The sequence below is a fragment of the Leekyejoonella antrihumi genome (assembly GCF_007845645.1).
Taxonomy (GTDB): Bacteria; Actinomycetota; Actinomycetes; order Actinomycetales; family Dermatophilaceae; genus Leekyejoonella; species Leekyejoonella antrihumi.
The window spans coordinates 51030-64395 of sequence record NZ_VCQV01000009.1; the positions used below are offsets into that span (position 1 = coordinate 51030).

Sequence of the window (13366 nt, forward strand, 5' to 3'; positions counted from 1 at the left end):
AATGCTAGATTTGTGGGGCTAGCGATGCCGAGTGGGAGAGTTCCCACGGTGGAACGCCGAAGGGGCAATTCTCCCCAGAACCTCTCAGGCGCCCGGACCACTTGGATGAGGCAACTCTGAAAGCGCGCAGGTGCGCCGACAGAGGGGGAGACGCACTGTCGTCCCGCGCCCAAGGAAGTGACATGACGCAGGTTTCGTCGCCCGATTTCGTCCGCCGCCACATCGGTCCCACCGATGCCGACGTGACCACCATGCTCAAGGCCGTCGGCCAGCCGAGCACCGCCGCGCTGGTCGAGCGCGCCCTCCCCGCGGGGATTCGCGCCGCCGCCGAGCTCGATCTGAAGGCGGCCCCCTCGGAGCCCGCCGTGATCGACGAGCTGGCCGCCAAGGCCGCCCGCAACCAGGTCCTCACCTCGATGATCGGGCTGGGCTACTACGGCACGCACACCCCGCCGGTCGTGCGGCGCAACATCCTGGAGAACCCGGCGTGGTACACCGCCTACACCCCGTACCAGCCGGAGATCTCCCAGGGGCGACTCGAGGCACTGCTCAACTTCCAGACGATGGTCAGCGACCTGACCGGGCTGCCGACCGCCGGTGCGTCGTTGCTCGACGAGGCCACCGCGGTTGCCGAGGCGATGACCTTGATGCGTCGCAGCAGCAAGGCACCCGCCGACGCGGTGCTCCTGGTCGACCATCAGGTGATGCCCCAGTCGATCGCCGTCACGCAGACGCGGGCGCTGCCGCTCGGCCTCGAGGTCGTCGTCGCGGATCTGCGTGCGGCGCTGGACGAGTCCGCGCTGACCGAGGCGACCGGTGGCCGGCCCATCTTCGGTGTCGTCGTGCAGTACCCGGGCGCCGACGGAGGCATCAGCGACTGGTCCAGGCTCACCACCGCCGCGCACGACGAGGGCGCCCTGGTCACGGTCGCCGCCGATCTGCTGGCACTGACCCTGCTGACGCCCCCGGCCGAGTGGGGCGCCGACGTTGCGGTCGGCACCACCCAACGGTTCGGGGTGCCGATGGGGTTCGGCGGCCCGCACGCCGGCTACATGAGTGTGCGCAAGGGACTGGAACGAACCCTTCCGGGGCGCCTGGTCGGAGTGAGCGTCGACGCCGACGGCGCGCCGGCCTACCGCCTTGCACTGCAGACCCGTGAGCAGCACATCCGCCGCGAGAAGGCCACCTCCAACATCTGCACCGCGCAGGTTCTGCTGGCCGTGATGGCCTCGATGTATGCCGTGTGGCACGGCCCGCGAGGCCTGTCCGGGATCGCGCACGAGGTGCACGGCAAGGCCTCCGGGCTGGCGCGCGCGCTCCAAGATGCCGGGGTCACGTTGGCCACCGAGGCGTTCTTCGACACGGTCAAGGCGGTTGTGCCCGGTCAGGCGGACGCGGTCGTGGCGGCGGCCCTAGACCGCGGCGTGAACATCTGGCGCGTCGACGCGAACCACGTGTCGGTCAGCGTCGATGAGACCACGACCGGTGCGCAGCTGGACCTGGTCGCGTCGGCGTTCGGAGCCGGCCCGGTCATCGCGACCGACGGAGAGCCGAGCTGGCCCGAGGACCTGCACCGGACGAGCGCCTTCTTGACCCACCCCGTCTTCAACAGCCATCACAGCGAGACGGCCATGCTGCGCTACCTGCGCACCCTGGCCGACCGGGACTATGCGCTGGACCGCGGCATGATCCCGCTCGGCTCGTGCACGATGAAGCTGAACGCGACCACCGAGATGGAGGCCGTCACCTGGCCCGAGTTCGCCAACCTGCACCCGTTCGCCCCTGCCGACCAGACCGAGGGCATCCGCGAGGTGATCGCCGACCTCGAGCAGTGGTTGTGTGCGATCACCGGATATGACTCGGTCTCCCTGCAGCCGAACGCCGGCTCCCAGGGCGAGCTGGCCGGGCTGCTGGCCATCCACGCCTACCACCAGGCCAATGGAGAGTCGGACCGCAACGTCTGTCTGATCCCCGCCTCGGCCCATGGCACGAACGCCGCCAGTGCGGTGATGGCGGGCATGAAGGTCGTGGTGGTCAAGACCGCCCCGAGCGGCGAGATCGACCTGGATGATCTGCGCGCCAAGGTCACCCAGCACAACACGACGCTCGCGGCGATCATGGTGACCTACCCATCGACGCACGGCGTCTTCGAGGACACGATCAGCGAGCTGTGCGATCTCGTGCACCACGCCGGTGGGCAGGTCTACCTCGACGGCGCCAACCTCAACGCGCTGGTCGGTATGGCGCAGCCGGGCCAGTTCGGCGGGGATGTGTCCCACCTGAACCTGCACAAGACGTTCTGCATCCCGCACGGCGGTGGCGGTCCGGGCGTCGGACCCATCGGGGTGCGCAGCCACCTGGCTCCCTACCTGCCGAACCACCCGTTCTCTGCGGAAGCCGGTCCCGACACCGGCGTCGGCCCGATCAGTGCCGCACCCTTCGGGTCCGCCTCCATCCTGCCGATCTCCTGGGCCTACGTGCGCCTCATGGGCGGTGCCGGCCTGACCCGCGCCACCGAGACCGCGATCCTTTCGGCGAACTACCTGGCAACCCGGCTGGACGAGCACTACCCGGTGCTGTACTCCGGTGAGGACGGTCTGGTTGCGCACGAGTGCATCATCGATCTGCGGGACCTGACCAAGGTGTCCGGCGTGACGGTGGACGATGTCGCCAAACGGCTGATCGACTACGGCTTCCACGCACCGACCATGTCGTTCCCGGTCGCCGGCACGTTCATGATCGAGCCGACCGAGTCCGAGAGCCTGGAGGAGCTGGACCGTTTCTGCGACGCGATGATCGCCATCCGCGGGGAGATCCAGGAGGTCATCGACGGAGGCGTCGACGTCGCGGACAGTGTGCTGCGCGGCGCGCCGCACACGGCATACTCGCTGGTCGGGCAGTGGGACCACCCGTACACCCGCGAGCAGGCGGCCTATCCGGTCGGTGTCGACCCGCTGCGCAAGTACTGGTCACCGGTGCGCCGCGTCGACGGTGCGAAGGGCGACCGGAACCTGATCTGCTCCTGCCCGCCGCCGGAGGCGTTCGAGAGCTGACCCGCCGGCCGGCGCCTCCTCGAGTTGTGCACTTTGGCTCCAAAGGCGCAGGTATACCTGCGCCTTTGGAGCCAAAGTGCATTATCGGAGGGAGTTGGTCGGGGTTAGTCACGCAGGGTGGCGAGGTAGTCGCCGATCCGGCCGAGAGCCTCGGTGAGATCGTCGACGCAGGGGAGGGTCACCAGGCGGAAGTGGTCGGATGCGTCCCAGTTGAACCCGGTGCCGTGCGTGACGAGGATTCGAGTCTCCCGCAGCAGGTCGAGCACGAACTCCTGGTCGTCCTCGATCTTGTACACCTCCGGGTTCAACCGCGGGAAGCAGTAGAGCGCGCCGCGCGGCTTCACGCAGGACACCCCGGGTATCGCGTTCAGCATCGAGTGCGCGAGATCCCGCTGCTCGAGGAGCCGGCCGCCGGGCAGAACCAGCTCATTGATCGACTGGTGACCGCCGAGCGCCGTCTGAATCGCGTGCTGCGCCGGAACGTTCGCACACATGCGCATGTTCGACAGCAGGGTAAGACCCTCGAGGAAGTCGGTGGCGCGATATCGCGGGCCGGTCGCCACGACCCAGCCGCTGCGGAATCCGGCAACCCGGTAGGCCTTCGACAGCCCGCTGAACGTGAGGCAGAACACGTCATCACCGGCGTACGAGGCGGTGTGGAGGTGAGTTGCGTCCTCGTAGAGGATCTTCTCGTAGATCTCGTCGGACATCAGGACCAGATCATGCTTGCGGGCAATGTCGGCGATGGCGCTCAGCGTCTCCGGAGAGTAGACGGCACCCGTCGGGTTGTTGGGGTTGATCACCACGATCGCCCGGGTGCGGTCCGAGATCTTCGACTCGAGGTCGCTCAGGTCCGGATTCCACTCATTGAGCTCGTCGCACCGATAGTGCACCGGAATCCCGCCGGACAACGAGACCGACGCGGTCCACAGCGGGTAGTCGGGTGCCGGTACGAGGATCTCGTCGCCGTTGTCGAGGAAGGCCTGGAGCACCAGCGAGATCATCTCGCTGACGCCGTTACCGATGTAGACGTCGTCGACCTTCACGTGGTCCAGACCATCGCCCTGGTAGTAGTGCGCCACTGCCGTGCGTGCGGAGAAGATCCCGCGCGAGTCGCTGTACCCCTGGGCGTGCGGGAGGTGATGCACCATGTCCTGCAGGATCGCCTCGGGCGCCTCGAACCCGAACGGGGCGGGATTACCGATGTTGAGCTTCAGGATGCGGTGGCCCTCGGCCTCCATCCGCTCGGCCTCGACGAGGATCGGTCCCCGCACGTCATACCGGACGTTCGCCAACTTGTGGGACTGCTTGATCGGACGCACGTCCCTAAGAGTGACACATCCCGGCGCGATCACGCGGTATGGCCGGCCGGGCAGCACCGGGTGTCACCCGTGGCGATCCGGTCACGCCACCTGGTCCATCGGGCTGACCACGTCGATGGTCGATCCCTGCGCGGTCTTGTGGACCAAGATCTGAGCGGGTATGCGGTCCTGCAGCTCCCGCACGTGACTCACGATGCCCACGGCACGGCCACCGGCGCGTAGCGCGTCGAGCACCTCCATCACCTGCTCCAGGCTCTCCTCGTCGAGTGACCCGAAACCCTCGTCGACGAACAGGGTCTGCAGCTCACGCCCTCCGGCGTCGTGCAGAACCGCGTCCCCCAGACCCAGCGCCAGCGCGAGCGACGCCATGAAGGACTCACCGCCGGAGAGGGTCGCCGTGTCGCGCGACTTGCCGGTCCAGGCATCGCGCACGCGCAGACCAAGACCGCTCCTCATGCCGCCGCGCGCCAGGTCGTCGGTGTGTTCCAGTCGATAGCGCCCGCCCGTCATGACGTGCAGCTTCTCGTTGGCCAGGGCCGTCACCGCCTCGAGCCGCGCCGCCAACACATACGAGGTCAGCCTCATCCGCAGCAGGTTGTCTCCTGCGCCGATGACCGAATCCGTCAGGGGGTCAAGAACTTCCAGCTCGCGCCGGTCCGACGCGCTGTCCCGCAGGGTGGCGTTGACGCGGGTATGCAGATTTTCCAGACTTCGGTGCGCACGTTCCGCCGCCGCGGCCCGCCCTTGCAGCTGCCGGGCCAGGTGCTTCGCCTGCGTCACGGCTTCCGCGAGTGCCGCCAGGTCCGGTGTCGGCCGGGCGGCAGCGGCCTGCGCGTCGGGCATCTCGAGCACACCTCGCGCTTTCGCGTGCGCCTCCTGCTCGACGTCCAGCGCGGACTGCAGGACCTCCCGCTCCGCGGGCGCCAGCTCTGCGTCACCGGCCTGGCTCAAGGTGTCGAACCCCTGCCGCGCCAGAGCGGACGACAGCTCGTCCTCGGCCCTCTTCAGCTCGCGTTCGGCCGCGTCCAGCGTCAGGCCGGCGGCGGCCAGGGCCTCGACGGCCCGTTGATGGATCTCGTGTGTTTCCAGCCGTGCCCGCGCCTGAGCGACGAGCGCCTCTGCGCAGCCTTCGAGGCCGGTCGGCAGTCGTTCGGCATCCGGATCGTTCGGGCACGCACAGCACCTCGAGTGCTCGCCGAGCACCGCGCTCAGCCGGTCCTGCGACTCCGCGAGGTCGTCGGATGTCGTGCTGGCCGCCGCCTGCGCCGCCGCGCTCGCGTCTCGCGCCGCCCGGACCAGGTCCTCGGTGTCGGCGAGCGCGCCCTTCCGCGCGACCTGCTCGCTCCGGATCCGGTCGACGTCGGCCTGTGCCTGCTGCCCCTCTCGCAGCTCGACCCGGGCTCGACGCATGCGCTGCTCCAGCAGTTCGGGCAGTGCTGCGTCATCGGCGTCGTGCATCGGGACCTCATCGGGCTCCCGCGCCGCGTCGCCGAGGGCGTGCAGCGCGCTGCCCCGCACGGCCAGGGCAGCCTCTTGATGCGCCGTGGCTCGCGCGATCTCCTGACGATGCTCGGTCAGCGCGTCCGCGGCGTCTCGGGCCGCAGTCTCGGCCGTGGCAATGTCCTCCGCCGTCACGGAGTCCGCCGAGGGCTGCGCGGGATGTGGGTGGTCGGTCGATCCGCACACTGCGCAGGGGGCGCCCTCCGCCAGCTGGGCACCCAGCTCGGCAGCGATCCCGCTCAGCCGATGGGTTCGAAGGGTGATCACCCGCTGCTCCAGCGTCGCGTAGTGCGAAGCCGCAATCCGTGCGGCGTCCGTCGCTGCCTCTCGGAGCGTCAGCCAGCGATCGCCGTCAGCAACGGCCTGCGCCGCAGTCTCAACGAGCTCGAGGGCCCGCTGTGCTCGCGGTGTCGTTGCCGCGCAGGAGACTCGCTGCTCTAGCGTGCTCGCCACCTCGGCGATCTCCGCAACCAGGGCGTCGCGCCGTTCGACGCACGCCGTCAGCTGTGCCTGCGCACCGGCCGCATTCCGCCGGTGGGTCGCCAGACGTTGAGCGAGCAGCTCGACCCGGTCGGCGAGCGAACCCGCGGCCTGCAGGGCTCGCTCACCGAGCCGCAGACGGTCGAGCAGATCATCGATGACGGGTCGGCTGACGGCGTCGCCCAGGCCGTCGACGCCGACCCCCGGAAGGTGCTCAGCTGCCGTCTCCACCGCCCTTCGCACCGCGGTGGCGGCGGTGTCCACGGCACGTTGACGGCGTTCGCCCGCCGCGCGGTGCGGTGCGATGAGCTCGGCCCTGCGAGCAGCATCGAGCCGCTCGACTCGGGCGCGCCGGTCGTCGGCAGCGTCGGCAAACGCGGCCACGACGCCCGCGGCCTCCTGCGTCTGAGCCTGCAGCCGGGCCGTGGTGATCCCCGCGGCCTGCGCACCATGTGCCTGATCAACTGCCTGCGATGCCGCATCGGACTCGGCCATCGCCTGCGTCACCTGCACGTTCAGCGTCCGGACTGCCTCCTCGACCAGCGCGGGCAGCTCACCGGCCGGCGCCTCCAGCCAGACGTCGTGTCCGAGGTCGACCTCTATCTCGGACATCGCCTCCTCGGCTCGCGCGAGGTGACTGCGCAGCTGCCCCTGGGAGTCGTCGACGGCCGCGCGCAGCACCTTGCGCCGGTCGATCAGATACGCCTCGGCGTCACTGAACCGGCTGATGTCGAAGAGCCGGCGCAGCACCTCGCTGCGCTCCTCGGGCCGAGCCCGCAGAAAGTGCGCGAACTCGCCCTGCGGGAGCAGCACCACCTGGGCGAACTGGTCGATCTGCATGCCCAACAGGTCGGTGATCAGTGCGCCGACCTCATCGAGGCGGGTGCCCAGTACGTGCCAGCGTCCATCTCGGCGTTCCTCCAGCAGGACCTTCGCCTGCCGCGTGGTCGTGCCGGTGCCCCGCTTCTTGGCTGCGGTGTGCTCGGGTGAGCGCTCGATGCGCAGCCGGCGGCCGGAGACGGTGAACTCCAGGACCACCTCCGGGCGCACACCGGGGGATGCGTGGTCGCTGACCAGAGTCTCCCGTTGACCGGTGCGCGCACCGGGAATCCGCCCGTAGAGGGCAAAGCAGATGGCATCCAGGATGCTGGTCTTGCCCGCACCGGTCGCGCCATGGATCAGATGCAGCCCATGCGCGCTCAACGCGTCGAAGTCGACCACTTCCTGGCCGGCATACGGGCCGAATGCCTGCAGGCTCAACCGATGGACTCTCATGCGGCACCTTCCTGCTCGGCGCCTGCCCGGGCGCCACCCTCGTCGTCCTGGCCGGCCCGCCCCACCCGAGATCCCTCGAGCGCGCCGCGCAGCGCGCCGCGCTCGTCGTCCGTGGCCGGGTGACCACCTCGCACATGGTCCAGGAAGTCACAGCACAGCTCGATGTCGGACTTGTCCTTGACGCGAGCCGTGTAGCTGCTGCCGGTCAGATCCACGACCTGCTGCTCGAACTCGAGTTGCAGGGTGTGCGGGAACCGTCGACGCACTCGCTCCATCGCGCCCAGCGGCCGCACCGCGTCGGTGAGGGTCACCTGGCACCAGGCGTCTTCGGCGTCCTTCAGCGTGACGTCCGCAAGGAGATCGTCCAGGGTGCCACGCAGGCGCGCGAGGTGCCGACGCACGGGCGCGGCGATCGTCTCGCACCGCACCTTGCCACCATCGACCGTCAGGAGCACCGAACTCTTCTGATGGCCGGTTTCGCTGAAGGACATGGCAACCGGTGACCCGCTGTAGCGAATGCCGGGGTCGACCTCCTGCGGCCCGTGCAGATGCCCGAGGGCCGCGTAGTCCACCCCCGCGAAGACCTCGGTGGGCACCGCGGCAACCCCGCCGACGCTGATGTCTCGTTCGGACTCCGACGTCGTCGCGCCGGTGACAAACGCGTGCGCCACCACCACGGTGGGCACGCCGCGGTCGCGGGCGTCGGCGCGAACCCGCCCCATGGCGGCGCGCAGCACCGAGGCGTGCGTCGCTTCGTCGGCACCCAGCGCCTCGGCGGACAGCGCAGGCTCGAGATACGGCAGCGGATAGATCACCGCGTCACCCAGATCCACTGGGACGCCGATGGCGGCCAGGTCCGTGCGGATGTGCAGTCCCGCCTTCGCCAGCACCCGCGCACCGAAGCCGAGGCGGACGGCCGAGTCGTGGTTGCCGCTGGAGAGCACGACCGTCGCGCCGGCGTCCATCAGTCGGGTCAGCGCGTCGTCCAGCAGCGCCACCGTGTCCGGTGCGGGCAGCGCACGGTCGTAGATGTCACCCGAGACCAAAACCGCGTCGATCCCCTCGGCCTGGACCACCTCGACGAGGTGGTCCAGGTAGGCGGCCTGCGCATCGAGCAGCCCGACGCCGTGAAAGCCCCGGCCCAGGTGCCAGTCCGATGTATGAATCATCCGCATACGAGCAACACTAGAAGGAAGCACCGACAAGGTCTGTGAGCCGAAACGGCGTGCCGCGACATGGTTGATCCGTAAGGTGGGCAGTGGAAGAAGGAGACATGCCATGGGCGAAGACGTTGTCGGTACGTCGTATACCCGCGAGCAGCGGCAGCGCTACCGCGAAAAGGTTCGCCAGGACCTCGATGTCTTCGAGCGCATGCTCAATACGCACAGCTTCGAGTTCGACCGGCAGCTGACGGGTATGGAGATCGAGCTGAACCTGGTCGACGACCACATGCAGCCGACGATGAGCAATGCGGCCGTACTCGAGCGGATCGCGGACTCGGACTACCAGACCGAGCTCGGGCAGTACAACATCGAGCTCAACGTGAGCCCTCGCACGATGCCCGGTGACTCCGCGATCGCGCTCGAGAAGGATCTGCGGACCAGCCTGAACCGTGCCGAGAAGCTCGCGAACGAGGCCGGCGCACACATGGTGCAGATCGGCATCTTGCCGACGTTGCTGCCCGAGCACTTCACCACGGAGTGGATGAGCGCCAATGACCGCTACGCCGCGCTCAACGAGGCGATCTTCACCGCCCGCGGCGAGGACCTCTTCATCGACGTCGAAGGGCAGACGGGGGAGCGGCTGGCGATGTATGCCGACTCGATCGCCCCCGAGTCCGCGTGCACCTCGGTGCAGCTGCACCTGCAGGTGCAGCCGACGATGTTCGCCAGCCACTGGAACGCCGCGCAGGCCGTCAGCGGCATCCAGCTTGCGGTCGGCGCCAACTCGCCCTACTTCTTCGGCAAGCAGCTGTGGCACGAGAACCGCATCGAGATCTTCCAACAGGCGACCGACACCCGGTCGATCGAGCTGAAGAACCAGGGCGTTCGGCCCCGAGTGTGGTTCGGCGAACGCTGGATCACCTCGATCTTCGACCTGTTCGAGGAGAACGTGCGCTACTTCCCGGCGCTGCTGCCGGTGACCACTGACGAGGACCCGGTCGCGCTCTTCGAGGCCGGCCAGGCACCCCGCCTGTCCGAGCTGCGGCTGCACAACGGCACGGTCTACCGGTGGAACCGCCCGATCTACGACATCGTGGACGGCCGACCGCATCTGCGGGTGGAGAACCGAGTGCTGCCCGCCGGCCCGACCATCGTGGACACCATGGCCAACTCGGCGTTCTACTACGGCGTGGTGCGCATGCTGGCCGAGGACGACCGGCCGGTCTGGACCCGCATGAGCTTCGCCGCGGCAGAGTCCAACTTCACATCCTGCGCTCGCCGAGGCATCGATGCGTCGGTCTACTGGCCCGGGTTCGGCGAGGTCTCCGCCGACGAACTGGTGCTGCGTCACCTGCTTCCGCTGGCGCACGAGGGTCTGCGTCGCTGGGGCGTCGCGGAGGATGTCTGCGACCGGTACCTCGGCACGCTCGAGGAACGCTGCCGCAGCGGCGTGAACGGTGCGTCGTGGCAGATCGCCTGCGTGAACACGCTGGAGGCGCGCGGGATGGATCGGCGGGCAGCCCTCAGCGGGATGCTCGAGCGCTACCTGGAAGGCATGCACTCGAACGAGCCGGTGCACACCTGGGAGCTGCCGAAGTAGCCGGCTCAGTCCTCTCGGGTCTGCCGGTTCCAGACGTTGATGCACGGCTTGCCGTGGTAGTAGCTGAGCAGTGAGATCGCGCCCGCATCCATCATCACCTGGGCCCCGAATCGCGTCTCCTGCCGAAGGAACACCGAGGCGAGGATCCGCAGCGAGTGTCCGTGCGCCACCAGCGCCACGTGCCCCTTCTCGAGCAGCGGGGTAGCGCGTGCGACCACATGGCTGACGCGGGCGGCAACGTCCTCGACGGTCTCACCCGGCGTCTTCCCGGGCACCACGCCGTCGGTGAAGATCTCCCACTCGTGGCCGAGATCCGCGCGGATCTGGTTGGTGCTGAGGCCCTCGTAGCCGCCGTAGTCCCATTCCCGCAGGTCATCGTCGATTTGGACGTCGGACAGCCCGGCCAGCTCGGCCGTGCGCCGGGCACGCTGCAATGGCGAGCTGAATGCCGCGACGATGTTCATACCCGCGATCAGGTCGCCCGCCCGCCGTGCGCAGGCCTCACCCTCGGGCAGCAGCGGCAGGTCCGTCGTGCCCGTATGAAGTCCGGTGCGGGACCACTCGGTCTCCCCGTGCCGGATGAGGACGAGGCTGTTGCGGTGCTGGTTGAGGCTCACGGGGGACACGGTAGTGGCAGTCTTGGGCCATGACGACACAGGACTCCTACCGTGAGATCAACCTCATACGCGACAGCGCCGGAAAGTTCACCGCGACCAACGTCCGGGGTGGCACTCTTTCGTTCGGCAGCGGCGACGACGACCAGTTCACCCCGGTCGAGCTGCTGCTCACCGCGATCGCGGGCTGCTCGGCGATCGACACCGACATCATCACCGCGCGTCGGGCCGAACCGGACACCTTCACGGTGGCCGCCGGCGGTGACAAGATCCGCGACGACCAGGGCAATCACATGGGGCCGATCGAGGTGGTCTTCACTGTCCGGTTCCCCGAGGGGGAGGCCGGCGACAAGGCGCGCAAGGTGCTGCCGGATGCCGTGCGCCAGTCGCACGAACGCCTGTGCACGGTCAGTCGCACGGTCCTTCTGCCGACGGACGTCTCGATGCGGCTCGCGGACTGAGGTGCCCGCATACGTGGCCTTCCTTCGAGCCGTCAACGTGCGCCCTCGTTGGGTCAAGATGTCGCGGCTGCGCGAGGTGCTCGTCGAGGACGGGTTCCAGGATGTGGAGACCTACATCCAGAGCGGCAACGTCAAGGTGTCGTCATCGATGCGCAGCGTCGTCCGGGTGCGCACCCGGCTGGAGGAGGTGATCGAGGCCGAGTTCGGATTCCCCGTCCCGTGCATCGTGCGCACCCCAGCGCGCCTCCGCGAGATTGCCGAGTATGCCGAGACGCTCACCTCGCCCTTGGATCCGAGCGAGATCACAGAGACCGAGCGCCGGTACGTGACGATGACCGCAGAATCGCTCACGCCCGAACAGCTGGCCTTCTGCAACGAGTGGCGCCGCCCCGGAGAGCGCCTGCACGGCGACGTCGGTGAGATCTACTGGTGGCTGGGGATGCCCACCCATCAGGCCAAGATGAGCAACGCTCGCCTCGAGCGGCTCGGCGTGGTGGCAACCACCCGCGACATCAAGGTGGTTCGAGAGCTGGCGGCCCGCTGGGGTGCATAGAGGTCACCGCACGAAGTTCTCCGCCCGTCCCTCGTCCCCCGCTGGCCGAAGCCGGCGTGCCAGCGGAGGCACCACCGATACTTCGCGAGGACCCGAGACGCCGAGTTCAGTCACTTCGGGCGCTACGGTGTGGCCATGGCCAGGTACGTCGACGTGCACCCCAAGGACCCCCAGTCGCGCCGCATCGCGCAAGTGGTGGACCTGCTCCGCGACGGCGGGCTGATCGCCTACCCGACCGACTCGTGCTTCGCGCTCGGCTGCATGCTGGGCAACGCCGAGGGCAAGGACCGCATCGTGCGCATCCGGCACCTGAACGACAAGCACCACTTCACCCTCGTATGCCGCGACTTCGCTCAGCTCGGCCAGCTGGTCCAGATCGACAACAGCGTGTTCCGCGCGATCAAGGCGGCAACCCCGGGGCAGTACACCTTCATCCTGCCCGCCACCTCCGAGGTGCCGCGGCGGCTGATGCAGCCCAAGAAGCGCACGGTCGGCGTGCGGATCGTCGATCACCCGGTGGTCCGCGTGCTGCTGGAGCAGCTGGGGGAGCCGCTGCTGTCGAGCACGCTGTTGCTTCCCGACCACGACGAGCCGCTGACCGACGGGTGGCAGATCAAGGACGAGCTCGACCATCAGGTCGATGCCGTGATCGACTCGGGTGAGTGCGGACTCGAGCCCACAACCGTCATCGACTTCTCCGGCGGCGTCCCAGAGATCGTGCGTGTCGGCGCGGGCGATCCGACTCCGTTCGAGTAGATCCGGAGCGTTGCCGCCGGATCGAAGGTGTCGTCTGCATAGGCTGTGCCCCATGATCATCGTGACCACACCTGACATCCCCGGTTTCCGGATCCTCGGCACCTACGGTGAGGTCTTCGGCCTGACCGTGCGGTCTCGCAACATCGGCTCCAACATCGGTGCCGGCTTCAAGGCCATGGCCGGCGGCGAGATGAAGGGCATCACCCACCTGCTCACCGAGTGCCGCCAGGAGGCGCTGCACCGGCTGGCGACCGAGGCACAGAACCGCGGCGCCAACGGCGTTGCCGCCTTCCGATTCGAGACCACGGAGTATGGCGGCACCGGCATCGAGGTGTGCGCCTACGGCACCGCCGTGGCAATCGAACCGCTCCAGCAGGGCGGACCGGGAGCGCCGGGCGGGCCAGGAGCGCAGCAGGTCCAGCAGCCGTATTCTCCCGGAAGTGGGCGGGACCCTCAGGGCCAGCAGCTCCCGGGACAGCCTTCGCAGCAGTGACGCGGCGGGTGTTGGGCGAAAGTCTCGCCATCGCGTGAGATTCGCCCAACACCCGACTACCCGTCCCGGCGCTGTTGGCGAAAAGTGACGCTATTG

10 protein-coding genes and 1 riboswitch are annotated in these 13366 nt (G+C 68.5%); of the genes, 6 read left to right on the top strand and 4 right to left on the bottom strand.

Annotated elements, in window-relative coordinates; all coding sequences use genetic code 11:
• Positions 1-22: 22 nt before the first annotated feature.
• Positions 23-110: riboswitch (glycine riboswitch) on the top strand.
• A gap of 72 nt (positions 111-182) precedes the next feature.
• Entirely contained in the window at positions 183-3053 is a 2871-nt protein-coding gene (gene gcvP / locus FGL98_RS08595) for an aminomethyl-transferring glycine dehydrogenase (RefSeq protein WP_146316348.1), read from the top strand.
• 104 nt (positions 3054-3157) lie between these two features.
• Here gcvP and FGL98_RS08600 read toward each other — a convergent pair whose 3' ends face one another.
• The 3 genes from FGL98_RS08600 to FGL98_RS08610 form a co-directional block, all read right to left on the bottom strand.
• Positions 3158-4375 carry a pyridoxal phosphate-dependent aminotransferase gene (locus FGL98_RS08600; RefSeq protein ID WP_146316349.1) on the bottom strand — a complete coding sequence of 406 codons (1218 nt, stop codon included), beginning with the start codon at positions 4373-4375 and terminating at the stop codon, positions 3158-3160.
• An 81-nt stretch (positions 4376-4456) separates the two neighbouring features.
• Positions 4457-7630: an AAA family ATPase gene (locus tag FGL98_RS08605; RefSeq protein WP_146316350.1), complete on the bottom strand. Its 3174-nt coding sequence runs from the start codon at positions 7628-7630 to the stop codon at positions 4457-4459.
• Positions 7627-8805 carry an exonuclease SbcCD subunit D gene (locus tag FGL98_RS08610; RefSeq protein WP_146316351.1) on the bottom strand — a complete coding sequence of 393 codons (1179 nt, stop codon included), beginning with the start codon at positions 8803-8805 and terminating at the stop codon, positions 7627-7629. The genes FGL98_RS08605 and FGL98_RS08610 overlap by 4 nt, the downstream gene beginning before the upstream one ends.
• 103 nt (positions 8806-8908) lie before the next feature.
• Between FGL98_RS08610 and FGL98_RS08615 the strand changes: the two genes are divergently transcribed.
• Positions 8909-10393, top strand: a complete 1485-nt coding sequence (locus FGL98_RS08615) for a glutamate-cysteine ligase family protein (protein WP_146316352.1) — start codon at positions 8909-8911, stop codon at positions 10391-10393.
• Positions 10394-10398: 5 nt separating this feature from the next.
• Here FGL98_RS08615 and FGL98_RS08620 read toward each other — a convergent pair whose 3' ends face one another.
• Positions 10399-11010, bottom strand: coding sequence for a histidine phosphatase family protein (locus FGL98_RS08620; protein ID WP_146316353.1), 612 nt, complete (start codon positions 11008-11010; stop codon positions 10399-10401).
• Between the two features lie 29 nt (positions 11011-11039).
• On the opposite strand from FGL98_RS08620, the gene FGL98_RS08625 reads away from it, so the two are divergent.
• From FGL98_RS08625 to FGL98_RS08640, 4 genes are all read left to right on the top strand, one after another.
• Positions 11040-11468 carry an OsmC family protein gene (locus tag FGL98_RS08625; protein ID WP_146316354.1) on the top strand — a complete coding sequence of 143 codons (429 nt, stop codon included), beginning with the start codon at positions 11040-11042 and terminating at the stop codon, positions 11466-11468.
• Between the two features lie 13 nt (positions 11469-11481).
• On the top strand, positions 11482-12021 hold the full coding sequence (locus FGL98_RS08630) for a DUF1697 domain-containing protein (protein ID WP_186526060.1): 540 nt from the start codon (positions 11482-11484) through the stop codon (positions 12019-12021).
• 135 nt (positions 12022-12156) lie between these two features.
• Positions 12157-12777: an L-threonylcarbamoyladenylate synthase gene (locus tag FGL98_RS08635; RefSeq protein WP_146316356.1), complete on the top strand. Its 621-nt coding sequence runs from the start codon at positions 12157-12159 to the stop codon at positions 12775-12777.
• A 52-nt stretch (positions 12778-12829) separates the two neighbouring features.
• On the top strand, positions 12830-13270 hold the full coding sequence (locus FGL98_RS08640) for a YbjQ family protein (protein ID WP_146316357.1): 441 nt from the start codon (positions 12830-12832) through the stop codon (positions 13268-13270).
• The last annotated feature ends 96 nt before the right edge of the window (positions 13271-13366 follow it).

What these genes read in the sequence shown, in the direction of transcription:
- FGL98_RS08610 (WP_146316351.1), bottom strand. Translation starts at nt 8,805, where the DNA reads ATGCGGATGATTCATACATCGGACTGGCACCTGGGCCGGGGCTTTCAC.
- FGL98_RS08635 (WP_146316356.1), top strand. Translation starts at nt 12,157, where the DNA reads ATGGCCAGGTACGTCGACGTGCACCCCAAGGACCCCCAGTCGCGCCGC.
- FGL98_RS08615 (WP_146316352.1), top strand. Translation starts at nt 8,909, where the DNA reads ATGGGCGAAGACGTTGTCGGTACGTCGTATACCCGCGAGCAGCGGCAG.
- gcvP (WP_146316348.1), top strand. Translation starts at nt 183, where the DNA reads ATGACGCAGGTTTCGTCGCCCGATTTCGTCCGCCGCCACATCGGTCCC.
- FGL98_RS08605 (WP_146316350.1), bottom strand. Translation starts at nt 7,630, where the DNA reads ATGAGAGTCCATCGGTTGAGCCTGCAGGCATTCGGCCCGTATGCCGGC.
- FGL98_RS08625 (WP_146316354.1), top strand. Translation starts at nt 11,040, where the DNA reads ATGACGACACAGGACTCCTACCGTGAGATCAACCTCATACGCGACAGC.
- FGL98_RS08640 (WP_146316357.1), top strand. Translation starts at nt 12,830, where the DNA reads ATGATCATCGTGACCACACCTGACATCCCCGGTTTCCGGATCCTCGGC.